22 protein-coding genes and 2 riboswitches are annotated in these 23,563 nt (G+C 64.8%); of the genes, 14 read left to right on the top strand and 8 right to left on the bottom strand.

The features are described 5' to 3' along the window. Positions 1-6: 6 nt before the first annotated feature. Positions 7-2,094 carry a UvrD-helicase domain-containing protein gene (locus tag HWX53_RS00940; protein WP_175938599.1) on the bottom strand — a complete coding sequence of 696 codons (2,088 nt, stop codon included), beginning with the start codon at positions 2,092-2,094 and terminating at the stop codon, positions 7-9. Positions 2,095-2,325: 231 nt separating this feature from the next. Here HWX53_RS00940 and HWX53_RS00935 point away from each other — a divergent pair, with 231 nt between their 5' ends. Beyond that, a complete protein-coding gene (locus HWX53_RS00935) occupies positions 2,326-3,369 on the top strand; it encodes an oxidoreductase (RefSeq protein ID WP_175938597.1) in 1,044 nt (347 codons plus the stop codon). A 3-nt stretch (positions 3,370-3,372) separates the two neighbouring features. Here HWX53_RS00935 and HWX53_RS00930 read toward each other — a convergent pair whose 3' ends face one another. Continuing rightward, positions 3,373-3,699, bottom strand: a complete 327-nt coding sequence (locus HWX53_RS00930) for a hypothetical protein (protein ID WP_175938596.1) — start codon at positions 3,697-3,699, stop codon at positions 3,373-3,375. A gap of 151 nt (positions 3,700-3,850) precedes the next feature. Continuing rightward, a riboswitch (glycine riboswitch) is annotated at positions 3,851-3,954 on the top strand. A 7-nt stretch (positions 3,955-3,961) separates the two neighbouring features. Next, positions 3,962-4,091: riboswitch (glycine riboswitch) on the top strand. A gap of 119 nt (positions 4,092-4,210) precedes the next feature. Here HWX53_RS00930 and gcvT point away from each other — a divergent pair. The 5 genes from gcvT to HWX53_RS00905 all read left to right on the top strand — a co-directional run bounded on the left by gcvT (position 4,211) and on the right by HWX53_RS00905 (position 11,404). After that, on the top strand, positions 4,211-5,335 hold the full coding sequence (gcvT, locus tag HWX53_RS00925) for a glycine cleavage system aminomethyltransferase GcvT (protein WP_175938594.1): 1,125 nt from the start codon (positions 4,211-4,213) through the stop codon (positions 5,333-5,335). A 72-nt stretch (positions 5,336-5,407) separates the two neighbouring features. Then, on the top strand, positions 5,408-5,788 hold the full coding sequence (gcvH, locus tag HWX53_RS00920; protein ID WP_175938591.1) for a glycine cleavage system protein GcvH: 381 nt from the start codon (positions 5,408-5,410) through the stop codon (positions 5,786-5,788). 52 nt (positions 5,789-5,840) lie between these two features. Beyond that, on the top strand, positions 5,841-8,771 hold the full coding sequence (gcvP, locus tag HWX53_RS00915) for an aminomethyl-transferring glycine dehydrogenase (protein ID WP_175938589.1): 2,931 nt from the start codon (positions 5,841-5,843) through the stop codon (positions 8,769-8,771). A 194-nt stretch (positions 8,772-8,965) separates the two neighbouring features. After that, positions 8,966-9,994: an alginate lyase family protein gene (locus HWX53_RS00910; RefSeq protein ID WP_241269910.1), complete on the top strand. Its 1,029-nt coding sequence runs from the start codon at positions 8,966-8,968 to the stop codon at positions 9,992-9,994. Positions 9,995-10,015: 21 nt separating this feature from the next. After that, positions 10,016-11,404, top strand: coding sequence for an L-serine ammonia-lyase (locus HWX53_RS00905; protein WP_175938585.1), 1,389 nt, complete (start codon positions 10,016-10,018; stop codon positions 11,402-11,404). A 338-nt stretch (positions 11,405-11,742) separates the two neighbouring features. Here HWX53_RS00905 and HWX53_RS00900 read toward each other — a convergent pair whose 3' ends face one another. After that, a complete protein-coding gene (locus tag HWX53_RS00900) occupies positions 11,743-12,072 on the bottom strand; it encodes a hypothetical protein (protein WP_175938583.1) in 330 nt (109 codons plus the stop codon). Between the two features lie 56 nt (positions 12,073-12,128). On the opposite strand from HWX53_RS00900, the gene HWX53_RS00895 reads away from it, so the two are divergent. Next, complete coding sequence (locus HWX53_RS00895) at positions 12,129-12,836, top strand: hypothetical protein (protein WP_244140031.1); 708 nt, start codon at positions 12,129-12,131, stop codon at positions 12,834-12,836. 9 nt (positions 12,837-12,845) lie between these two features. Here the strand turns inward: HWX53_RS00895 and flhA are convergent, their stop codons facing one another. The 4 genes from flhA to flgM all read right to left on the bottom strand — a co-directional run bounded on the left by flhA (position 12,846) and on the right by flgM (position 17,183). Further along, a complete protein-coding gene (gene flhA / locus HWX53_RS00890) occupies positions 12,846-14,948 on the bottom strand; it encodes a flagellar biosynthesis protein FlhA (RefSeq protein WP_175938579.1) in 2,103 nt (700 codons plus the stop codon). Next, the gene (flhB, locus tag HWX53_RS00885) at positions 14,945-16,153 is read right to left on the bottom strand and encodes a flagellar biosynthesis protein FlhB (protein WP_175940551.1); all 1,209 of its coding nucleotides are present in this window, start codon (positions 16,151-16,153) and stop codon (positions 14,945-14,947) included. Before flhB ends, flhA begins: the two co-directional genes overlap by 4 nt. Positions 16,154-16,343: 190 nt before the next feature. Next, complete coding sequence (locus HWX53_RS00880; protein WP_175938577.1) at positions 16,344-16,778, bottom strand: flagellar protein FlgN; 435 nt, start codon at positions 16,776-16,778, stop codon at positions 16,344-16,346. Positions 16,779-16,862: 84 nt separating this feature from the next. Further along, on the bottom strand, positions 16,863-17,183 hold the full coding sequence (flgM, locus tag HWX53_RS00875) for a flagellar biosynthesis anti-sigma factor FlgM (protein ID WP_175940550.1): 321 nt from the start codon (positions 17,181-17,183) through the stop codon (positions 16,863-16,865). Between the two features lies 1 nt (position 17,184). Here flgM and HWX53_RS00870 point away from each other — a divergent pair, with 1 nt between their 5' ends. Next, positions 17,185-17,388: a hypothetical protein gene (locus tag HWX53_RS00870; protein ID WP_175938574.1), complete on the top strand. Its 204-nt coding sequence runs from the start codon at positions 17,185-17,187 to the stop codon at positions 17,386-17,388. On the opposite strand, the gene flgA is transcribed toward HWX53_RS00870, so the two are convergent. Beyond that, entirely contained in the window at positions 17,364-18,713 is a 1,350-nt protein-coding gene (flgA, locus tag HWX53_RS00865; protein ID WP_175938572.1) for a flagellar basal body P-ring formation chaperone FlgA, read from the bottom strand. The genes HWX53_RS00870 and flgA overlap by 25 nt on opposite strands. A 289-nt stretch (positions 18,714-19,002) precedes the next feature. On the opposite strand from flgA, the gene flgB reads away from it, so the two are divergent. From flgB to flgG, 6 genes are read left to right on the top strand one after another with little or no spacing between them, the layout of a single operon-like run. Next, positions 19,003-19,491, top strand: coding sequence for a flagellar basal body rod protein FlgB (flgB, locus tag HWX53_RS00860; protein WP_175938570.1), 489 nt, complete (start codon positions 19,003-19,005; stop codon positions 19,489-19,491). A gap of 7 nt (positions 19,492-19,498) precedes the next feature. Beyond that, positions 19,499-19,924 carry a flagellar basal body rod protein FlgC gene (gene flgC, locus HWX53_RS00855; protein WP_175938568.1) on the top strand — a complete coding sequence of 142 codons (426 nt, stop codon included), beginning with the start codon at positions 19,499-19,501 and terminating at the stop codon, positions 19,922-19,924. 11 nt (positions 19,925-19,935) lie between these two features. Further along, complete coding sequence (locus HWX53_RS00850; RefSeq protein ID WP_175938567.1) at positions 19,936-20,661, top strand: flagellar hook assembly protein FlgD; 726 nt, start codon at positions 19,936-19,938, stop codon at positions 20,659-20,661. Between the two features lie 47 nt (positions 20,662-20,708). After that, a complete protein-coding gene (gene flgE, locus HWX53_RS00845) occupies positions 20,709-21,926 on the top strand; it encodes a flagellar hook protein FlgE (protein WP_175938565.1) in 1,218 nt (405 codons plus the stop codon). A 47-nt stretch (positions 21,927-21,973) separates the two neighbouring features. Next, on the top strand, positions 21,974-22,726 hold the full coding sequence (flgF, locus tag HWX53_RS00840) for a flagellar basal-body rod protein FlgF (protein WP_175938563.1): 753 nt from the start codon (positions 21,974-21,976) through the stop codon (positions 22,724-22,726). Between the two features lie 31 nt (positions 22,727-22,757). Then, positions 22,758-23,546, top strand: coding sequence for a flagellar basal-body rod protein FlgG (gene flgG, locus HWX53_RS00835; protein WP_175938561.1), 789 nt, complete (start codon positions 22,758-22,760; stop codon positions 23,544-23,546). Positions 23,547-23,563 lie beyond the last annotated feature (17 nt).

Genomic DNA, 23,563 nt, shown 5'->3' with positions numbered 1-23,563 from the left:
GAAGCGTCAGTTCTTCTGCAACATCGCCTTCAACATCGCCATGCGATCCTTCGGCGAGAGCGGCGCTTCTTCGGGCGTCGGGGGCGGGGCGTCGTCGAGCAGCATCTCGGGGATGAAGCGCGAGGGCTCGCACACCACCGTCTCCCGCGCGCGCTTGCGCTTCTTGCACCAGTTCAGATGCAGGCTGCGCTGCGCCCGCGTGATCGCCACATACATGAGCCGGCGCTCTTCCTCGATGCGCGCGTCGTCGATCGGCGCGTCGTCGTCCGAGCCGCCGCGATGCGGCATGTTGCCTTCCTCCACGCCGACCAGAAACACGTGCGGATATTCGAGTCCCTTCGACGCGTGCACCGTCGAGAGCCGCACGGCGTCGGGATCTTCGTCCTTGCCTTCGAGCATCGACATGAGCGCGACGGTCTGGATCAGCCCGAGCAGATTCTTGCCTTCGTCGGCGAAACCGTCGGCCGTGTCGTAGCCGGTCTGTTCCGCTTCAGGCGACGCATCGGGCTTGGTGCCCTTGCGCTTGAGCCATTCGAGAAACTCCAGCACGTTCTGCCACTTCGATTGCGCCTGCCGCTCGTCGAAGGCATCGTAGAGATACGCTTCGTAGTGGATGGCTTCCATCATGTCGTCGAGCACTTCGGTCGCCGGATCGCGGCCCGCGCGGTCCGACAGGCGGCGAATCCACTCGCAGAACGTGCGCAACGGCTCGACCTGCCGCGCCGACAGCCGCGCCTCGATGCCGCCCATGAACACCGCTTCGAACAGCGACACCTTCGCCGCGCCCGCGAAGGCGCCGAGCGCCTCCAGCGTCGTGTTGCCGACGCCGCGACGGGGCGTCGTGATGGCGCGGATGAACGCGGGATCGTCGTCGGGATTCGCGATCAGACGCAGATACGCGATCAGATCCTTGATTTCCGCGCGGTCGAAGAACGACTGCCCGCCCGAGAGCACATACGGAATGCGCTCGCGCCGCAGCACTTGCTCGAAAATACGCGCCTGAAAGTTGCCGCGATACAGAATCGCGTAATCGCGAAACGCCGCGCGTCGCTCGAACTTGTGCGCCGACAGACGAAACACGACGGATTCGGCCTCGTGCTCTTCGTCGTTGCAGCCGGTCACGGTGATGGTGTCGCCCATGCCGTGCTCGGACCACAGCTTCTTCTCGAAGAGCTTCGGATTGTTCGCGATCACGTTGTTCGCCGCCGTGAGAATGCGCACCGTCGAGCGATAGTTCTGCTCCAGCTTCACCACATGCAGCTTCGGAAAGTCCTTGCTCAACTGCGCGAGGTTTTCGAGCGTCGCGCCGCGCCAGCCGTAGATGGCCTGATCGTCGTCGCCGACCGCCGTGAACGCGGCGCGCGGACCGGCCAGCAGCTTCAGCAGTTCGTACTGGCAGGCGTTCGTGTCCTGATATTCGTCGATCAGAAGATAGCGCAGGCGGTTTTGCCACTTTTCGCGCACTTGCTCGTTCTCCGCGAAAAGCTGCGCGGGGCGCAGGATCAGATCGTCGAAATCGAGCGCCTGATACGCATGCAGCGTCGCGGCGTAGCTGCGATAGACGATCGCCGCCTGATGCTCGTCCTCGTTGCTGGCGAGCACGGCGGCCTGATCGGGCGAAACCATCGCGTTTTTCCACAGCGAGATGATCGACTGAATCTTGCGGATCAGCCCTTTGTCCGTGGTGCCGAGTTGCTCCTGAACCATGCCGAAGCAGTCGTCGGCATCCATGATGGAAAACTGCGGCTTCAGGCCGACGTGCTCCGCCTCCTGCCGCATGATCTGCACGCCGAGCGAGTGAAACGTGCAAATAGTCAACTGATTGACCGGCACCTTGCGGCCTTCCTTGCCGGGCGTCGTCAGCGTCTTGCCTTCGAGCAGCTTTGCGGTGCGCTCCCGCATTTCGAGCGCGGCCTTGTTCGTGAAGGTGAGCGCGGCAATGTGCTTCGGCTCGAAGCCGCGCCCTTCAATCAGATGCGCGATTTTCTGCGTGATGACGCGCGTCTTGCCGCTGCCCGCGCCGGCGAGCACGAGACAGGGACCATCGAGATAGCGCACCGCTTCGCTTTGGGCGGCGTTGAGACCTGCGGACATCGTTCTGGACTTTGGCGAGTGAGGCGAGCGGCGCAGAAAGCCAAGCCGCGCCGCCGATTGAACTGCGAACACCGCCGCGCAACCCGTTGATCGCACGGCAAATTCGAGAGCGCGATGTTAACACGATAGAACGCGGCGGGTTTTGGCCCCTGTTCGCTGGCCGATGGCGCTTCTGGCGGCTCAGGCTCATGCCACAATATCCGACCGATTCACGACAGGATGATGCCTTCCATGAGTTCAGCACTGAAAGTCGGCCTGATGGGCTATGGCCTCGCCGGCGCGACGTTCCACGCGCCCGTCATCGAGCATTGCGGCCGCGCGAAGGTCGCCGCCATCGCGACGAGCCAGGCCGAGCGCGCGCTCGCCGACTATCCGGACGCGCGCATCGTCGCCGACTTCGATGCGCTCATCGCGCTCACCGACGTTCCGTGCGTCGTGATTGCCACGCCGAACGACACGCACTTCGACCTTGCGCACCGTGCGCTGTCGGCGGGCAAGCATGTGGTCGTCGACAAGCCGGTCACGCTGTCCGCCCGCGATGCCCGCACGCTCGCCGATCTCGCCGCCGAGCGCGGATTGCTCTTCGCGCCGTTCCACAATCGCCGCTGGGACGGCGATTTTCTGACGGTGCGCACGCTGATCGAAAGCGGGCGGCTCGGGCGCGTCACGCACTATGAATCGCATTTCGACCGTTTTCGCCCGAAAGTGCCGCAGCGTTGGCGCGAAGAAGCGGCGCGCGGCGGCGGTCTGCTGTTCGATCTGGGGCCGCATCTGATCGATCAGGCGCTCACGCTGTTCGGCGCGCCGCAGACGGTGACGGCGTTCGTGAAGGCGCACCGCGACCACGCGCACGCGCCGGACTACGTGCATCTTCTGCTCGGTTACGCGGACAAGGAAGTGGTGCTGCACGCGAGCGCGCTCGCGGCGCTGGAGCCGCCGCGCTTTTCGATTCACGGCACGCGCGGCAGTTATGTGAAGACCGGCCTCGACGTGCAGGAAGACCAGCTTCGCTCGGGCATGCGGCCGGGCAATCCGGAATTCGGCAAGAATCCGCCGGGGCTTTTGCGCGAAGTGGACGGCGATCACGATCTGCGGCATCAGTTCGCGACGCGCGATGGCGCTTATGTGGAGTTCTATCGCGCGCTGGCGGCGTCGGTGATCGACGGCAAGCCGTTCCCGGTGACGCCGCAAGATGCCGTCGACGTGATGACGGTCATCGAGCTCGCGATGCAGAGCGAGCGGGAAGGGCGGAGGGTGGAGTTCGTGCGGGGGTGAGTGTCAGCGCCTGTTGATGTTGCCGGACGTCGTGCTCACATTTCCGCCGGCGTCGCGGCACGCGACATTTCCCGACACCGTCTGCACCGACCCGCTCGCATCGCCGCACAAGACGTTGCCCGACACGACCGATACGGCCCCGGCTTTTCCGTGCACCGTGAGCTTGTCGCAGGTTTCGACCTCGATCCGCTCGACGTCGCCGTGAATCTCGATGGTGATGCGCGGCGAGTCCTCGCCGCTGACGACTTCGCCGTCCACGGTCACTTGCTTGCCGCGAATGGAGATCTCATTACCGGTGACCGTCCGGCCGTTAATGGTGACTGAAGCCATGATCGATTCGAAAGTGAGTCGGCGAACATCCGAGTGTAGGCGACGGCCGCGCCGCGAAAGTAACGATTCGTGCCAATCACGCCCGTCCGTTTCGGGCAATCGCCCCCGTCCGAATCCGTTTGACAACCCCATTCCCCTCGCGTAAATTCTGCCGCACGCGTCGGGAGAGCGCGTGGCCGCTTCATGGAAGCGAGAGCCGCGCCGCCGAAGGGGCACACCCACAAACTCTCAGGCAAAAGGACCGGCCGCGTCGAGGACACATTCCTCGCACTCTGGAGAGCGGCAACGGCACGCATCAGGCCAGTTGCCCACCGAAGGGGCGCGCGATGGACCGCCAGCACACGCTCGCGAATCCGCGCAATCTCTCAGGTACCGAGGACAGAGGGGTCACGCATCGCAACCGCATCGCGGGTCGGTGTCTTGTCTTGGCTGCATCGTGCGGCGAGCAAGGCGGCCATCCGCAGCGAAAGCGCGCTGCGTGGCCTTTTTTGCTCCGCGAACCGAGGCCCCGATGACCGAACTTCAACACACGCCCTTGCACGCCGCTCACCTCGCGCTCAACGCGCGCATGGTCGATTTCGGCGGCTGGGACATGCCCGTCAACTACGGTTCGCAGATCGACGAGCATCGCGCGGTGCGCACCGACGCTGGCATGTTCGACGTGTCGCATATGCGCGTCGTCGATTTCGAGGGCGACGCGGTCCGCGCGTTCTTTCGCCACGCGATCGCGAACAACGTCGACAAGCTGACCACGCCCGGCAAGGCGCTCTACTCCTGCCTGCTGAAAGACGACGGCGGCGTAATCGACGACCTCATCGTCTATTACTTCTCCGAGACGCACTTCCGCGTGGTCGTGAACGCGAGCACGGCGGACAAGGACATCGCGTGGTTCGGGAAGCTGAACGCCGACGGCAACTTCAACGTCGCGATCACGCCGCGCGGCGATCTCGGCATCATCGCGGTGCAAGGGCCGAACGCACGCGAGAAGGTCTGGAACGTGCTGCCGGATACGCGGGCCGAAACGGAAGCCGTCAAGCCGTTCAACGCGGTCATGTTCCCCTCCACGCAGTACGGCGAACTGATGCTCGCGCGCACCGGCTACACCGGTGAGGACGGCTTCGAGATCGTCGTGCCGGCCGCGAACATCGAAAAGCTGTGGAACGCGCTGCTCGCCGCGGGCGTGAAGCCCGCTGGCCTCGGCGCGCGCGACACGCTGCGGCTCGAAGCCGGCATGAATCTCTACGGCCAGGACATGGACGAAACGGTGTCGCCGCTCGACGCGGGTCTCGCGTGGACCGTCGATCTGAAAACGCCGCGCGATTTCGTCGGACGCGCGGCGCTGGAGGCGAACGGCTCGAAGGCGATTTTCGTCGGGCTCGTGCTCATCAAGGAAAACGGTCGTGCGGGCGGCGTGCTGCGCGCGCATCAGAAGGTCGTCACGCCGCACGGCGAAGGCGAGATCACGAGCGGCACGTTCTCGCCATCCATGCAGGAGTCGATTGCGTTCGCCCGCGTGCCGACGGCCGTCGCGCCGGGCGATACGGTGCAGGTCGTCATTCGCGACAAGCAAGTTCCCGCGCGCGTGGTAAAACTTCCGTTCGTGCGCAACGGCAAGGTGCTCGTCGATCTGGCGTAACGCCATCGAGCGCCGTCGCGCCCGTTTCCTCCGACCCAGAATCTCACGAACGAACCACGCAAGGAGCATCCAATGAGCATCCCGGCCGATCTGAAATACACCGAATCGCACGAATGGGTCCGCACGGAGTCCGACGGCACGCTGACCGTCGGCATCACCGATCACGCGCAAGAGGCGCTCGGCGACATCGTGTTCGTCGAACTGCCGGCGGCGGGCAAGTCCGTCGCGGCGGGCGACGCCATCGCGGTCATCGAATCGGTGAAGGCCGCCTCCGACATCTACGCGCCGGTTTCTGGCGAAGTCGTCGCGGCGAATGACGCGCTGACGTCGTCGCCGGATCAGGTGAACGGCGCGCCGTACGAAAGCTGGCTCTTCAAGATCAAGCCCGCGAGCGACGCGGGCCTCGACAAGCTGCTCGACGCCGAAGGCTACGGCAAGTCGATCGGCGAATAACTCTCTATCAGACGAGGGCGGCTCCATGCGGGCCGCTTTCGCAGGAATTCACATGAAGCTCGAACACCCGGATCGTCCGATGAACCGCACTTCCCTGTCACTCGCCGCGCTCGAATGCCACGATGCGTTCGCCGGCCGGCACATCGGCCCCGACGAGGCCGACCAGCGCGCGATGCTCGACGCGCTCGGTTTCGCGTCGCGCGCGGCGTTCATCGACGCGGTGATTCCGGACACGATCCGCCGCAAGGAAACGCTGCCGCTGGGCGCGTTCACGCAGCCGAAAAGCGAAGCCGAGGCGCTCGCGGCGCTGCGCAAGCTGGCGGACGAGAATCTGGTGTTTCGAACCTTCATCGGTCAGGGGTATTACGGCACGCACACGCCTGCCGTGATCCTGCGCAACGTGCTCGAAAATCCGGCGTGGTACACGGCTTACACGCCGTATCAGCCGGAAATCTCGCAGGGGCGTCTCGAAGCGCTGCTCAACTTCCAGCAAATGGTGATGGACCTGACCGGCCTCGCGATGTCGAACGCATCGCTGCTCGACGAAGCGACCGCCGCCGCCGAAGCCATGACGCTGCTGCAACGCGTCGGCAAGCCGAAGTCCAACGTGTTCTTCGTCGCGGACGACGTGCTGCCGCAGACCATCGAAGTGGTGAAGACGCGCGCGAAGCCCGCGGGCATCGAAGTGAAGGTCGGTCCGGCAGCGGATGCCGCCAGCGCGAACGCGTTCGGCGTGCTGCTGCAATATCCCGGCGCGAACGGCGACGTGCATGACTACCGCGCGCTCGCGGAAGCGGTTCACGCGGCGGGCGGCCATGTCGTCGCGGCGGCGGATCTGCTCGCGCTCACGCTCATCACGCCGCCGGGCGAATGGGGCGCGGATGTCGCCATCGGCAACACGCAGCGGTTCGGCGTGCCGGTCGGCTTCGGCGGTCCGCACGCGGCTTACATGGCCGTGCGCGACGAATTCAAGCGTCAGATGCCGGGCCGTCTCGTCGGCGTGACCGTCGATGCGCAAGGCAATTCCGCGCTGCGTCTCGCGTTGCAAACGCGCGAGCAGCACATTCGCCGCGAGAAGGCGACATCGAATGTCTGCACGGCGCAGGCGCTGCTCGCGATCATGGCGAGCATGTACGCGGTCTATCACGGCCCGCAAGGTCTGAAGACGATTGCGCTGCGCGTGAACCGCGTCGCGTCGATTTTCGCGGCGGGCGTGGCGAAGCTCGGCTACAGCATCGCCAACAAGACGTTCTTCGATACCGTCACCATCGAAAGCGGCGCGAACACGACCGCGCTGCATCAGGCCGCTCACGCCGCGCATATCAATCTGCGGCGCGTGAGCGGGACCCAGGTCGGCGTATCGCTCGACGAAACCACCACGCGCGACGACCTGCAGAAGCTCTTCGCGCTGTTCGCGGAAGTCGCGGGCAAGACCGAAACGTTCGATATCGACGCGCTCGACGCGTCCATCAGCGATTCGCTTCCGGCAGACCTCAAGCGCACGAGCGATTACCTCACGCATCCGGTTTTCAACCGGCATCACTCCGAGCACGAAATGCTGCGCTATCTGCGCAGCCTCGCCGACAAGGACCTCGCGCTCGACCGCACGATGATCCCGCTCGGCTCGTGCACGATGAAGCTCAACGCAACGTCCGAGATGCTGCCCGTGACGTGGCCGGAGTTCGCGCAGATTCACCCGTTCGCGCCGGCCGAGCAGACGCTCGGCTATCGCACGATGATCGACCAGCTCGAACAGATGCTCGTCGCGTGCACCGGTTACGCGGCCGTCTCGTTGCAGCCGAACGCGGGTTCGCAGGGCGAGTACGCGGGCCTGCTCATCATTCACGCGTATCACGAGTCGCGCGGCGAAGGGCATCGCAATGTGTGTCTGATTCCGGCGTCCGCGCACGGCACGAACCCGGCGTCGGCGCAAATGGCGGGCATGCAGGTCGTGGTCGTCGCGTGCGATGCGAACGGCAACGTCGATATCGACGATCTCAAGGCGAAGGCAGAGAAGCATTCCGCGAATCTCGCTGCGATCATGATCACGTATCCGTCGACGCACGGCGTGTTCGAGCGCAACGTGCGCGAGATTTGCGACATCGTGCATCAGCACGGCGGGCAAGTGTATGTCGATGGCGCGAACATGAACGCGATGGTCGGCCTGTGCGCGCCCGGCCAGTTCGGCGGCGACGTCTCGCATTTGAACCTGCACAAGACGTTCTGCATTCCGCACGGCGGCGGCGGACCGGGCGTCGGTCCCGTCGCGGTCGGCGCGCATCTCGCCAAATTCCTGCCGAACCAGGCTTCGACCGGCTATCAGCGCGACGAAGCGGGCATCGGCGCGGTGTCGTCGGCGCCGTACGGCTCGGCCGCGATCCTGCCGATTTCGTGGATGTATATCGCGATGATGGGCGCGAAGGGCCTCACCGCCGCCACCGAAAGCGCGATTCTCGCCGCGAACTATGTCGCGAAACGCCTCGCGCCGCATTACCCGGTGCTGTACAGCGGCCCGGGCGGGCTCGTCGCGCACGAGTGCATTCTCGATGTCCGGCCAATCAAGGAAGCGAGCGGCATTTCCGTGGAAGACGTGGCCAAGCGCCTGATCGACTACGGTTTCCACGCGCCGACCATGAGCTTCCCCGTGCCCGGCACGCTGATGGTCGAGCCGACGGAATCGGAATCGAAGGAAGAGCTGGACCGCTTCATCGACGCGATGATCGCCATTCGCAACGAAATCCGCGCAGTCGAAGAGGGCCGCGCCGATCGCGAAGACAACGTGCTGAAGAACGCGCCGCACACGGCTGCTGTCGTGACGGCGGACGAATGGAAGCACGCGTACACGCGTGAAGAGGCGGCGTATCCGGTGAAGACGCTGATCGCGCGCAAGTACTGGTCGCCGGTGGGCCGCGCCGACAACGCATATGGCGACCGCAATCTGATGTGCTCGTGCGTGCCGGTGTCGGAGTACGCCGACGCGTGACGCACGGCGCGCCGCGCCGCCCGAAAGCGTCAAGCTTTGTCGGGCGGTTTTGCGGTGCGTTCGAGAACGGCTAACATCTCACCCCGGACCAAGCCAATCAGGGAGTGCGTATGGCGCCGAAGGTGCGAAAGGGGAACGAGGCGAGCCGCTTCAGGGCGACACGCGCGACGCTGGCGACGCTTTGCGCGCTTTCGATGACCGCGCCTGCCGCGCATGCGGCGATGAACTTTTGCGCCGCGCCGGCCATGCAGACGAGCGAGCGCACGAATGCGGATCCCGGCGTGAAGGCGCTGGTGAACGCGGTGCAGGCGCACGTCAACGAGACGCCGAAGGCCCGCGCCACGCTGCACACCGAAGGCACGTTGCCGCACGAAGGCATCTATGACCAAAGCGTCGAAGCGGAGAAAGACCTCGACCTGATGCGCAATGCGGCGCTCGCCTGGCGCGCCACGGGCAACGAGCGCTATCTGCGCCTCGTCGACCGTTTCCTGCTGGCGTGGACCACGACATATCAGCCGAGCTTCAATCCGATCGACGAGACGAACTTCGAGTCGCTGATCCTCGCCTACGATCTGACGGCGAGCGCGCTGCCGGTGAAAACGCGCAACGCGGCCAATGCGTTCATCGCGAAGCTGGTGAACGGCTACGTCGCGGATATCGACAAGCAGGCGCGGCCGCTCAAGGGCACATACCGCAACAACTGGCAGAGCCATCGCGTGAAGCTGATCGCGATGGGCGCGTTCACCATCGACGACCGCAAGATGATCGACGCGGCGCAGCGGCTTTTTGTCGAGCATATCGGCGACAACATCGCGCCGGACGGTTCGACGGTCGATTTCGCCGAGCGCGACGCGCTGCACTATGTCACCTACGACTTGCAGCCGCTCGTGACGGCGGCGCTCGCGGCGCGGCGGCATAACCGCAACTGGCTGCCGGAGCGCGCGCCGACGGGCGCGACGCTCGCCGGCGCGCTCAACTGGCTGACGCCGTACGCGCTCGGCACGAAGACGCACGACGAGTTCGTGCATTCGAGCGTCGCCTTCGACGCGAAACGGCGCGAGGCCGGCTTGCCGGGCTACTCGGGCCAGTGGGACCCGAAGAACGCGGCGGAGCTTTTCTATCTGGCGGCGCGTCTCGACGGCCGTTATGCGCCGGTGGCGCTGCGGCTCGCGCCGACGCCGCCCGCGTGGCTCGCGGTCTGTCTGCCGCTGCCGGCGCGGTAATTTTCATTTGCAGGAGCAGTCATGGCAGTCAGCGTTTTCGATCTCTTCAAAGTCGGCATCGGACCTTCCAGCTCGCACACCGTCGGCCCGATGCGCGCCGCGCTCATGTTCGCGCAAGGGCTCGAACGCGACGCGCTGCTGGACGCGGTGGCATCGGTCAAATGCGAGTTGTACGGCTCGCTCGGCGCCACGGGGAAAGGCCACGGCACGGATCGCGGCGTCATGCTCGGACTCTTGGGCGACGCGCCGGACACCGTCGATGCCAGCACCATCGTGCCGCGGCTCGAAGCGGTGCGCGCAACGAAGACGCTCGCCTTGCTCGGCAAGCACGAAATCCCGTTCACGGTGAAGGACAACATCGCGTTCTATAGGCAGGCGCTGCCCGAGCATCCGAACGGCATGAAGCTCTATGCGTTCGATGCCAGCGGCCAGTTGCTACGCGAAGCGACGTATCTTTCGGTGGGCGGCGGCTTCGTCGTGACGGCGGGCGCGCCGAATACGGCGGTGCTCACGGCGCACGCGCAATTGCCGTATCCGTTCCAGACCGGCGACGAACTGCTGAAGATGTGCGCGGAATCCGGCAAGTCGATTGCGCAACTGATGTGGGACAACGAGTGCGTCTGGCGCAGCCCCGACGAGATCCGCGCGGGCCTCTTGCATATCTGGGAGGTGATGCAGGATTGCGTCGCGCGGGGGTGCGGCATCGGCAATCCGGATGCGGAAGGGCATCTGCCGGGGCCGTTTCAGGTGAAGCGGCGCGCGCCGCAACTTTATCGCGCGCTGACGGGCAGGCCCGAGCAGGCGTTGCGCGATCCGCTTTCGATGATCGACTGGATCAACCTGTACGCCATCGCGGTCAACGAAGAAAACGCGGTCGGCGGCCGCGTCGTGACGGCGCCGACCAATGGCGCGGCGGGCATCATCCCGGCCGTGCTGCATTACTACGACCGCTTCGTGCCGGGCTCGAATGCGCAAGGCGTGATCGACTTCCTGTTGACGGCGGCGGCTATCGGCATTCTGTACAAGATGAACGCGTCGATATCGGGCGCGGAAGTGGGATGCCAGGGCGAAGTGGGCGTCGCCTGCTCGATGGCGGCGGGCGGCCTCGCGGCGGTGCTCGGCGGCACGCCTGCGCAGGTGGAGAACGCGGCGGAGATCGGCATGGAGCACAACCTCGGGCTCACGTGCGATCCGGTGGGCGGCATGGTGCAGATTCCGTGCATCGAACGCAACGCGATGGGCTCGGTCAAGGCCGTCAACGCGGCGCGCATGGCCATGCGCGGCGATGGCTCGCACTACGTGTCGCTGGATTCGGTCATCAAGACCATGCGCGAGACAGGGGCCGATATGAAGACGAAGTATAAGGAGACGTCGCGCGGGGGGTTGGCGGTGAATATTGTGGAGTGTTGAGTTTTTGCTGTGTGCTGGCAGGCGTTCCATCCTGCGAGTGCAACATTTCTTGTACTGAGCGCGCGGCGTCGGTTGAGCGGCTAGCATGGTCGGAGCCAAAACGAATCTATCGACCGCATCCTCGATGCCTGTCTGACGATGACTGCGCACCGCTCAATGCGTCGGTAGAAATACCTGAGAGAAACGCATTGAAACCGAAGGACCTTGCCGCGCACAGGGATGCGTCTAAAACGCTCAGCGGTTCCCCGAAATTCCGGCCAATGGTCAAGCAGCGATGGCCGAAGCCCTTCAACAAGATGGCTCGGCCCCGCGTTCAGGCGACCGACCTCATTCCAGTTTCAGCCGATCACGCCGTGCTTTTCCTGTGGCGCGATGGCGATCAAATCGAAGACCGCTCGTTTTACGGACACCTGGTCTGCACAATGCCGCGTGGCGACATATACCCGCTCTTCGAACTGCATTACCATCCGAGTCACAAGGGGTTGCACTGCAAGCTGCCCTGCAATACGTCGAGCGATTACACAAATCGCTTGTTGCCCGGCGCACCCGAACTCGATCTGAAGTTGCCCAGACGCTTTGACCCGCGTGCCGCCACTGACCGTGCCGCGCTTATCGTATTCTTTTGCAACGCTGTAGGCATAACCATCTCCAACGATCAGGACGGACAAGGCGATCTATTGTGTTAGCAGACCCGCTCAAACAAACGCTCTGCTCTTTGTTCGAAGTGCACGCCGATACCAACGGCGTGCAGCGAATCGTGACGCCGTTGCAGTATCCGGGAACGGGGGATCATGTGGTCGTGCGCATTCGTCCGTCCCAGGGCGGCTATTCGATTGATGAAAACGGAGAAGCCTGCTTCAACGCAGGCATGATGGGCGGGGAAGTGGAATCGGGCGCCGTGGAACGCTGGTCGCAGGAAATCGCGCAGTGGAGTCCCGTTCGGCTGTGCGAGGACGAAGTCATCCGCGCCTCGACCTCAGACGAACGTCTTCTTGCGCCTTACGTCTTTCGTGTGGCCGAGGCGGCACAGCAGCTCTTCGCGGTCGCGACATCCCGCGTCGAGCGTCAGCAGTCGAGTGATTTCAAAGGACGGCTCACCCGCGCGATCGCGGATATCGCCGCCGAGTTCGGGCTCGAGCACCGGTCGGAAGTCGAATTGCCGATTTCCGGCGGGCTTGTTGCCGATCATGTCATTGAGACGCCGACGCCCTCCATCGTCATCGCCGCGACTTCAGCCAAGCGGCTGCTGGAAGGCGAGCTCATTCACCTGCAATACCGCGCCGAGAAACTTCCGGGCTCCGTGCTGGCGATCGCGGAAAGTCAGCTGGCGGTCGGCAAGACGGAGTTCGAGCGCGCCAACTACTACACGTGGAAGACGGTCGTCTTCGACGCGCGCAATCTTCGCAGTCTCATCGGCTCCGTCCTGCATTGAGACGGTTGCTCACGCCCCAATCAAATTAACCACCTTCACATTCCGCGTATCCGGCACTTCCGCATAAGACAGCACCTTCAGCTGCGGCAAGCTCCGGCGCAGGAACCGCGCGAGCATCGCGCGCAGCGAATGCTGCACGAGCAGCACCGGCGGCAATCCCAGATTCTGCTGACGCATGATCGCGTTCTGCGTCGAGTTCATCAGCGTCTGCGCGAGTCCCGGCTCCAGTCCCGGATTCGGCCCCGTCGATAGCGCCTGCGACAGCACGCGCTCCAGCGTCGGATCGAGGCCCATCACCTGCAAATCGTCGGCGCCCGGATACCACTGTTGCGTGATCGCGCGGCCCAGCGCGAGACGCACCGCCGACGTGAGTTCGTACGGATCCGAGATGCGCGGCGCGTGTTCCTGCAACGCGTCGAGAATGGTGCGCATGTCGCGGATCGGAACGCTTTCGTCGAGCAGGTTTTGCAGCACCTTCTGCAGCGTCGTGAGCGAAAGCGTCTTCGGCACGAGATCTTCCGTGAGCGACGGCGTGTCCTTGCCGATACGCTCCAGCAGCGCCTGCACTTCCTGTCGGCCGAGCAGTTCCGCGGCATGCGTGACGACGAGGTGATTCAAGTGCGTCGCGACCACCGTGCTCGCATCCACCACCGTATAGCCGTACACCTGCGCCTGTTCGCGCATGTTCGTCTCGATCCACACCGCCGGCAGGCCGAACGCCGGATCGGTCGTCTGCGTGCCCGGCAGCGCCGCCGATACCTGACCCGGATTGATCGCGAGCCATTGGCCGGGGAACGCCTCGCCCACGCCGACTTCCACGCCCTTCAGCGCAATGCGATACCCGTTCGGCCGCAATTCCAGATTGTCGCGAATATGGATGACCGGCGGCAGGAAGCCGATCTCCTGCGCGAACTTCTTGCGAATGCCCTTGATGCGCTTAAGCAGTTCGCCGTCCGCGTTGCGATCCACGAGCGGAATCAGGCGGTAGCCGACTTCGAGCCCGAGCGGATCGATGAGCGCCACGTCTTCCCAGCTCGCCTCGGCGTTCTCGGCCGACGCCGCCACGGCCGATGCGATCGGCGTGACATCCGTGACCGCGCTCGTCTTCTTGTTCGCGGCGCGCTTGTTCATCGTGCGCGCGGCGTAGATGAGACCGCCGCCCAGCAGCATGAACGCGAAGTGCGGCATGCCCGGAATCAGTCCCATCACGCCGATGATCACGCCGGTGATCATCAACACGCGCGGGTTCTGGAACAACTGGCCGGTCAGCTGCGTGCCGATGTCCTCATCGGTCGCGACGCGCGAGACGATCACGCCCGCCGCCGTCGAAATGATGAGCGACGGAATCTGCGCGACGAGGCCATCGCCGATGGTAAGCAGCGTGTAGTTGGTCGCCGCGTGCCCGAAGTCCATGTCGTGCTGAAGCATGCCGACGATCAGGCCGCCCACCACGTTGATGACCATGATGAGCAAGCCCGCGATGGCGTCGCCGCGCACGAACTTCGACGCGCCGTCCATCGAGCCGTAGAACTCCGCTTCCTGCGCGACGCTCTGGCGGCGCTTCTTCGCCATGTCCTCGTTGATGAGACCGGCGTTCAGGTCGGCGTCGATTGCCATCTGCTTGCCGGGCATTGCGTCGAGCGTGAAGCGCGCGCCGACTTCCGCGATACGTCCCGCGCCCTTCGTGATGACCATGAAGTTGATGATCATCAGGATCACGAACACGACGATGCCGACCGCGAAGTTCCCGCCGACGAGAAAGTGCCCGAACGACTCGATCACCTGTCCCGCCGCATCCGGGCCGGTGTGGCCTTGCAGCAGCACGATACGCGTCGACGCGACGTTCAGCGACAGGCGCAGCAGCGTGGAGAACAACAGCACGCTCGGGAACGCCGCGAAGTCGAGCGGCTTTTGCGTGTACATGCTGACGAGCAGCACCATCACCGACAGCGCGATGTTGAAGGTGAACAGCAGATCCAGCAGAAACGCCGGCAACGGCAGAATCATCATGCCGAGAATCATGCAGATCAGGATCGGGCCGGCGAGCGCCCGAATGTTCTGCGTGCCCAGCGCGTCGGGGCGTTTGGCGAAAAATCCTGCGCGCGCGTTCATGCTGCGGCTCCCTTGTCAGTGTTACCGTCGTTCAGGGCTTCGGCAGCTTCCTGATCGGCGTCGGCGTCGGATACGCCGCCTTTGTCCAGTTCCTTCGGAACGTCGAGATCGGTGGGATCGTCCGGCTTGATGCCGCCGTCTTCCTTGTAGCGCTTCAACTGGTAGACCCACGCCAGCACTTGCGCGACCGCGCCGTACAGCGCGCCCGGAATCTCGCGGTTGATCTCCACGTTGTGATACAGCGCCCGCGCGAGCGGCGGCGCTTCGAGCAGCGGCACGTTGTTTTCGCGGCCCAGTTCGCGGATGCGCGCGGCCACCAGATTCACGCCCTTGGCGACGACGCGCGGCGCGCGCATCTCGCCGTCCGTGTACTTCAGCGCGACGGCGAAGTGCGTCGGGTTCGTCACGATCACGTCGGCGGTCGGAATGGCCTGCATCATGCGGCGGCGGGCGGCCGCGCGCTGCTGCGCGCGGATGCGGCCCTTCACGTGCGGATCGCCTTCACTTTCCTTGTGCTCGCGCTTCACTTCTTCCTTGCTCATGCGCAGCTTCTTCGCGTACGACCACATCTGATACGGCACGTCGACGGCGGCGACCAGAAACAGTCCGCCGATGGCCATGCCGCAACACACGACGATGAGGTGCATGGCGTCGGCGAGCGCGAGACCAAGCGGCTTCGTCAGCAGTCCGAGCACTTCGGCCTTGCGGCTCCAGATTTCCCAGCCCGCCACGCCGCCGACGATGAGCGTCTTCAGAACCGACATGCCTAGCTGGATCGGGCCTTGAATCGAGAAGATCTTGCCGAGCCCGCTAATCGGGTTGAGGCGGCCGAAGTTCGGCGCGAGCGGCTTGGTCGTGATGAGCCAGCCGCCGAGCGCCATCGGCGCGGCGAGCGCGGCGAACGCGGTCATTGCGAGCACGGGCAGCACGGCGAGCATGCCTTCCTTGCTGGCGTTGGCCGCGCCGATCATCGTCTGGCGCGTGTCCAGCACGACGTCGTGATTGAACGTGAAGGCGTTGCGCAGAATCGACTGCAAGTGTCCGCTGATGGACCCCGACAGCGCCAGCACGCCGAAAAATCCCGCCGCCAGCAGCGCGAACGACGCGAATTCCCGCGAGCGCGCAACCTGGCCTTCCTCCCGCGCCTTTTCCAGGCGCTTGGGAGTGGCTGATTCGGTTTTTTCGAGATCGCTTTCTTCTGCCACTGCGTGCTCCGCTTCGTGCTTCGTTGCCCACGGCATGAAGCCGCTTTCTGATGCAAACGATTATTGCGGAAGGCGTCGAGTGGCTATCGGGGGATTAAGTCGGGGAAAGGGGGGTTAATCGACGGATAAACGAAAACGGCGCACGACCTCGTGCAAGGTCGCGCGCCGCGATGACGAATCGGCAAGACGATCAAACGCCCGGCACGCGCCCATCCGGGCCGTAGAACCCGGCCTTCGACGGCGCGACCTGCAAGGCGGCGAGCGCCTTGCGGTTGTATTCCATGCGCGTGCGGATCAACACGCCGTTGTTGTTGTTGCCCTGTTTCGCGCGCCGGGCGGCGGCGCAGAGCAGCTTCCATTGCTCGGCGATGCGGGCATCGACTTCGGCGGCGGCTTCCATGCCGGCGAATCCGCCCGGAAAACCGAGCGTGTTCAGATGCGCGTCGCGCTCTTTTTCGAGCCCGCTGATGCGCTCGGTCAGCGCCGTCTTCTGGCCGATGATTTCCGGCAGCGCGGCAAGCGGCTGCGCGGCGATCAGGGCTTTTTCCTCGTGCTCGAGGAGGGCTTCGAAGGCCTGAACGGCGGCGACTTCTTCGGTGACAGTGGCAAGCAGGGCGTCTCTCATTGCAGCTCGCTAAAAACGCGGTTCATAAGCGCCGCCCGGCTCCTGTCCACTTCGCGCGCCGGGACGTTGCCCGGGCCGTTGCGTTCAGCCGCCGGTCGGCGGGGTTCTCGTTTGCAGCAGGTCGCGCGCGGTGCTCAAAATGCCGTCGGCGATCTTGCTGGTGTCCATCTTCAGGCTGCCGTCGCGAATCGCGGCCTTGATCGATTCGACCTTCGCCGTATCGATGTCCGAGCCGTTCGACGCGCGCAGGTCCGACGACAAGGTCGACAGGCTGACCGTCGACTGGCCGGCGCTGCCGTTCGCTTGCGCGGTCGGCGCGGCAGTCTTCGCATCGCCTTGCGATGCACGTTGCAGCCCGTCTTGCAGGCCGCTCAAAGTGGTGTTGCTATTCGATTCGATTTTCACGATGTCCATTCCCGAACGTGTTGAGTCCTTTATCGGCGGTGGCTTTGAAAAACTTTACCCTGCCGGGGAAGGCGCAACCTGCTCGGTGCCTGGTCATCTGCCGCTTTGCCTTGTCCCACAAGGCTTCGACGGCTTTGCAACAAATTGCAACAAAACGTCTGGTGCCGCACACAAGCCCGCTTACATGCGGACTTCGACCGTCTGACTGTCCTTCACGATGCCCGTGATGATTTGTCCGCCGGCCGTCTTCACGCGGACTTGCTGGCCGGGCGCGGCGTTGTTCATCGCGCTGCCGTCGGCGGAAATCGAGAAGCCCGTGCCGTCGGCGACCACGTGCACTGTCTGACCGATCGCCACCGAACTCGCGGCGCGCAGCATGTCCGTGCGCAGCGGCAAGCCGGCGGGCACGCGCGACAACGCCACGGCGCCGACTGCCTGCGACGGATCGGTGACGACGGCTTGCGGCATCGCCGTGAGATCGCCGTCGCGGGCGATGAGATCGGCGCTCGCGAGCACTTCGCCCGGCGCGATGGCGCGCGCGGCGGTGTAGTACGTCGCGTTGATCGAGACACGCGCCTGCACATACAGCGTCCACGGCCGCTCGCCGACGCAGCGCACGCCCACGGTCACGCGGCCCCACAGACGCGCGCCGGTCGGCATGAACGGATCGAGCGAGGAGCAGGGCGCGAGGCCGCGCGGGAAGACAGGCGTGACCGTGATATCCACCTTGCCGGGCAAGCCCGCTGCCTGCTGCTGAAGGAACGCGAGCGCGGCGACGCGGATGGATTCGCCGTCCTGCGCGGTCGCGGCGGCTGACGGCGTTTGCGCGGCGGCCGTGGCCGGCGAGAAACTCACGCGTTTCATCGGCGAGGCGGCGGCAGCGGCGGCTGAATAATTGGCGGGGCGAATCGGCGATGCAGCGGCGGCCGCGATCGGGCGCGCGCCAGCCGCGCCGGGCGTCGCATCATCGCGCGTGACGACGACCGGCATCACGTCGCGCGATGCGATCTGCCGCGCGCCAGCCGCGCTGGCGGCGCTGGCATCGCCACGCGAGACGGCGACCGGCGCCTTCGCCGGCGCAGCCGCAGCGGGCTTCGCTTCGCCCGTCCCCGGAACCACGATCAGGCCGCTTGCGTCGTCCATGGCGTCGTCGGCGGCTTCGGCGCGCGCTTCGAGCGCGAGCGCGGCGTGGCGCATCGCGGCGTCGGCGGCGCTCGTCGCGGCGCGATAGCCGGATGCCCGCGCGATGTCGGCCACAGGAGCGGGCGTCGGCGCGGGCGCGGCTGCGGCCACGGCTTTCGACGAACCGAAACTCTTTGCCATTTCCGCGACGGCGGCGGGATTCGTCTCCGCGTTGCCCGGAATCGCGATCATGCCGTCGCTCTGCTGCGCGAACGCGCTTGCCGCGAAGCCGAGCATCAGCGACGCGCCCGCCACGCCGCGCGCCGCTGCACGCGCGCCGCGCTTCATCGCGCTCGCACGCATCGCACGCATCGCAACGTTCGACGACTGTCTGGCGGACCTGCTCATCACTGCTCTCCTCGCCGCCGCGTAGCTAGCGACTGCGTACCTGAAAAAGTAGGGCCGCGCGCTGCGGCCACTCCGTGAGTCGCTGCCATGAAAACGCCGCTTCCCACTCTCGACGCAGATTCTAGATACGCCGGGCCGCGCCCAAGCCTCGAATAGAGGCCGCGTTTCCCGGTTATTCATCGGATTAGTTATTGCGCGCCGCTCCTAAGATGCGTGTCATGCAAAAACCCCCCAGCGATCGGGCGGGGACAGGCGACAACCATCCCCGACGGGACCGGAGAAGAAACGAATGCTAGACAGACTCGACAAGGAACTCGCGTTCGGCCGTGAGGCGCTCGATGTGCGCGCTTACCGGCAGGAACTGCTGTCGTCGAATATCGCGAACGCCGACACCCCCGGCTACAAGGCGCGCGATGTCGATTTCTCGACCGCGCTCGCCGGGGCGCTGAAGAAGGACGGCGCGTCCGCCACGGCCTCGAACACGGCGACGCTCAAGATGGCGCAGCCGGTTTCGGTGAGCGCGAGCGGGTCGCTCGCCGTGACCGCGAAGGGCCACATGTCCGGCAACTCGACGCTTACCGCGTCCGGCGGCTCGACCGACGACTACGGCCGACTCGCGTATCGCGTGCCGAGCCAGCCTTCGCTCGACGGCAACACCGTCGATCTCGACGCCGAACGCGTGCAGTTCGCGGACAACGCGCTGCATTTCGAAGCCGGAATGACCGTGATGACCTCGCAGATCAAGTCGATGTTGTCCGCCATCACGTCCAACAGTTAAGAAAGCCATGCCTTCATTGATGAACATTTTCAGCGTCGCCGGTTCGGCGATGTCTGCTCAGGCGCAGCGCCTGAACGTGACCGCGTCGAATCTCGCGAACGCGGACAGCACGACCGGTCCCGACGGCCAGCCGTACAAGGCGAAGCAGGTCGTCTTCGCCGTCGATCCGCTCGGCGGCGCGAAAAGCGGCTCCGGCCAGCAAGTCGGCGGCGTGCAGGTGACGGGCGTCATCGACGATCCGAGCCCGATGAAAACCAGCTACGACCCGACCAACCCGGCGGCGAACGCGGACGGCTATGTGACGCTGCCGAACGTCGATCCGGTGCAGGAAATGGTCAACATGATTTCCGCGTCGCGTTCCTATCAGGCGAACGTCGAGACGCTCAATACCGCCAAGCAATTGATGCTCAAGACTCTGACCATCGGAACCTGAGGAACCCAACCGTGACGACGAACACCACCATCGGCAGCAACGGCACCACGGTGTCGCAGACGCTGCTGGACACCATGAACGGCACGTCGAGCTCGTCCAGCTCCTCGAGCAGCACCAGCAGCACGAGCGGCACGTCCGCTTCGGACTTGCAGAACACATTCCTCACGCTGCTCGTGACGCAGTTGAAGAATCAGGACCCGACGAATCCCGCCGACAGCTCGCAGATGACCTCGCAGCTCGCACAGATCAACACGGTGACGGGCATCGGTCAGCTGAACACGTCGCTCAGCTCGCTCGCCACGCAGCTTTCCGCGGGCCAGTCCACGCAGGCCGCCATGCTGATCGGTTCGAACGTGCTCGCGCCGGGAAGCAGCATGACGGTATCGAGCGGCGCGTCGTCGACGTTCGGCGTGCAGCTCGCCAACGACGTGAGCGACCTGCAGATCGTCGTGAAGGACAAGTCCGGCAACATCGTCAACACGCTGGATCTCGGCGCGCAAGGCTCGGGCGTCGTGCCGGTATCGGGCTGGACGCCGGTCGACTCGAAGGGCGCCACGCTCGCCGACGGCACCTACACGATCACCGCGCAGGGCACGATCAACGGCCAGCAGGCGACCGCGACGACGCTGTCGGCCTCGCAGGTGCAGAGCGTCGTGCAAATGACGGGCGGCACGCCGGGCCTGAAGCTGGCGAACGGTTCGACCGTCGCGCTGTCGAGCGTCGCTTCGATTCTTTGATTCCACTTTCCTTTGACGCCGGGATGCGCCCGGCGAAGAGATAAACCATGAGCTATCAACAAGCACTGAGCGGCCTCGGCGCCGCGTCGAGCGACCTCGACGTGATCGGCAACAACATCGCGAACTCGAACACCGTCGGCTTCAAGCAGGGCGCCGCGCAGTTCGCGGACATGTACGCCAGTTCCATGGCGACCGCCGTGTCGAACCAGATCGGCATCGGCACGCGCCTCGCGGAAGTCCAGCAGCAGTTCTCGCAGGGCACGATCACGACGACCAATCAGGCGCTCGATGTCGCGATCAACGGCAACGGCTTCTATCAGTTGTCGAACAACGGCTCGACCGTGTATTCGCGCAACGGCGTGTTCCATCTGGACGACAGCGGCAAGATCGTCAACTCGGCCGGCCTGCAACTGATGGGCTACGCGGCCGATTCGGGCGGCGTCGTCAACAGCGCGAGCACGGTGCCGCTTTCCGTCCCGACCGCGAACATCGCGCCGACGGCGACGAAGACGATTACCGCTGCGTTCAACCTGAACTCGCAGGACAGCAACAACGCGGCGAGCAGCTTCGATCCGGCCAATGGCAACACGTACAACGCGTCGACTTCGGTGGACGTGTACGACACGCTCGGCGGCACGCAGAAGGTGTCCGTCTACTTCACGAAGACCGGCACCGGCTCGTGGGAAGCATTCGCGGGCTACGGCGACCCGGTCACGCAAAAGACCGACCTGGGCGCCGTGACGTTCGATTCGTCGGGCAACCTGACGAGCGGCTCGAAGTTCACGTTCACCATTCCGAACGGCGCGGACCCGTCCGGCGCGACGACGCAATCGTTGACGCTCGATCTCTCCGGCACCACGCAGTACGGCGCCAAGAGCGGCTTGACGAACCTGCATCAGGACGGCAACAGCACGGGCGAACTGACGGGCTTCACCGTCGGCACCGACGGCATGCTGACCGGCAATTACTCGAACGGCGAAACGAAGGCGCTCGGGCAAATCGCGGTCGCGAACTTCAACAACCAGAACGGCCTGCAGAACCTCGGCGGCAACGTGTACGCGCAAACGGCCGCTTCGGGCGCGCCGCAAGTGGGCGTGCCGGGCTCGACGAACCACGGCACGCTGCAAGGCGGCGCGGTGGAAAACTCCAACGTCGATCTGACGAGCGAGCTCGTGAATCTGATCACCGCGCAGCGCAACTATCAGGCGAACGCGCAGACGATCAAGACGCAGCAGACCGTCGACCAGACGCTGATCAATCTGTAATCACCGTCCGCACGCACTAGACGCATCAGGAAAGAAGGAAGCGATTCATGGACCGTCTGATCTACACCGCGATGACCGGCGCAAGCCAGTCGCTGGAACAGCAAGCTGTCGTGGCGAACAACCTGGCGAACGCATCGACCACGGGTTTCAAGGCGCAACTCGCGGCGTTCCGTCAGGTGCCGATGTCTTTCGAGAACCAGTCCGCCGACGGCACGACGCGCACTTTCGTGCTCTCGTCGACGCCGACGGCGGATTACTCGGCCGGCCCGATCCAGCAGACCGGCAATCCACTCGACGTCGCCGTGCAAGGGCCGGGCTGGCTCTCCGTGCAGACGGCGGACGGCGGCGAGGCGTACACGCGCGCCGGCAACCTGCACGTGGACCAGAACGGCCAGCTCGTCACCGCGAACAACCTGCCGGTGCTCGGCAACGGCGGCCCGCTGTCGGTGCCGCCGGGCGCAGAAGTGACCATCGGCAAGGACGGCACGGTGTCCGCGCTGATTCCGGGCGATCCGCCGACCGCGATTGCGACGGTGGATCAACTGAAGCTCGTCAATCCGGACCCGGCCACGCTCTCGCGCGGCGACGACGGTCTTTATCGCACCGCGTCGGGCGACCCCGCCGATGCGGACCCGAACGTGGTCGTTGCCGGCGGCGCGCTCGAAGGCAGCAACGTGAACCCGGTCTCCGCGATGGTCTCGATGATCACCAACGCGCGCCAGTTCCAAATGCAGACGAAGCTCATGGAATCGGCGGACCAGAACGAACAATCGGCCAACAAGCTGCTCAACTTCTCCTAAGCGGCCTGCAAGACACTAGGACAACACAGACATGAATCGCTCTCTCTATATCGCCGCGACCGGCATGAATGCGCAGCAGGCGCAGATGGACGTCATTTCGAACAACCTCGCCAACGTGAGCACCAACGGCTTCAAGGGCTCGCGCGCCGTGTTCGAAGATCTGCTGTACCAAACCACGCGCCAGCCGGGCGCGAACTCGACGCAGCAAACCGAACTCGCCTCGGGCGTGCAGCTCGGCACGGGCGTGCAGCAAGTCGCAACGGAACGCCTCTACACGCAGGGCAATCTGCAACAGACCGGCAACTCGAAGGACGTGGCCATCAACGGCCAGGGCTTCTTCCAGGTGACCATGCCCGACGGCACCACGGCATACACGCGCGACGGCTCGTTCCAGACCAACGCGCAGGGCCAGCTCGTCACGTCGAGCGGCTATCAGCTGAACCCGGCCATCACCATTCCGACCAACGCGACGTCGATCACCATCGGCTCGGACGGCACTGTGTCCATCACGCAGCCGAACTCGACGGCCGCGACGAACGTCGGCTCCATTCAGCTCGCGACGTTCATCAACCCGGCCGGTCTGGAAGCGCGCGGCGAGAACCTGTTCTCCGAGACGGGCAGCTCCGGCGCGCCGAACGTGTCACAGCCGGGCCTGAACGGCGCGGGCACGTTGCAACAGGGTTATGTGGAAGCGTCGAACGTGAACGTGGTGCAGGAACTGGTCAACATGATCCAGACGCAGCGCGCGTACGAAATCAACAGCAAGGCCGTGACCACGTCCGACCAGATGTTGCAAACGCTTTCTCAGATGCAGGTTTAACCCTCTTTTCAACGGAT

Source organism: Caballeronia sp. BCC1704, assembly GCF_902833455.1.
Classification (GTDB): domain Bacteria; phylum Pseudomonadota; class Gammaproteobacteria; order Burkholderiales; family Burkholderiaceae; genus Caballeronia.
The sequence above is the reverse complement of the archived record's forward strand: the minus strand, read 5'-3'. Positions and strand labels throughout refer to the sequence as shown.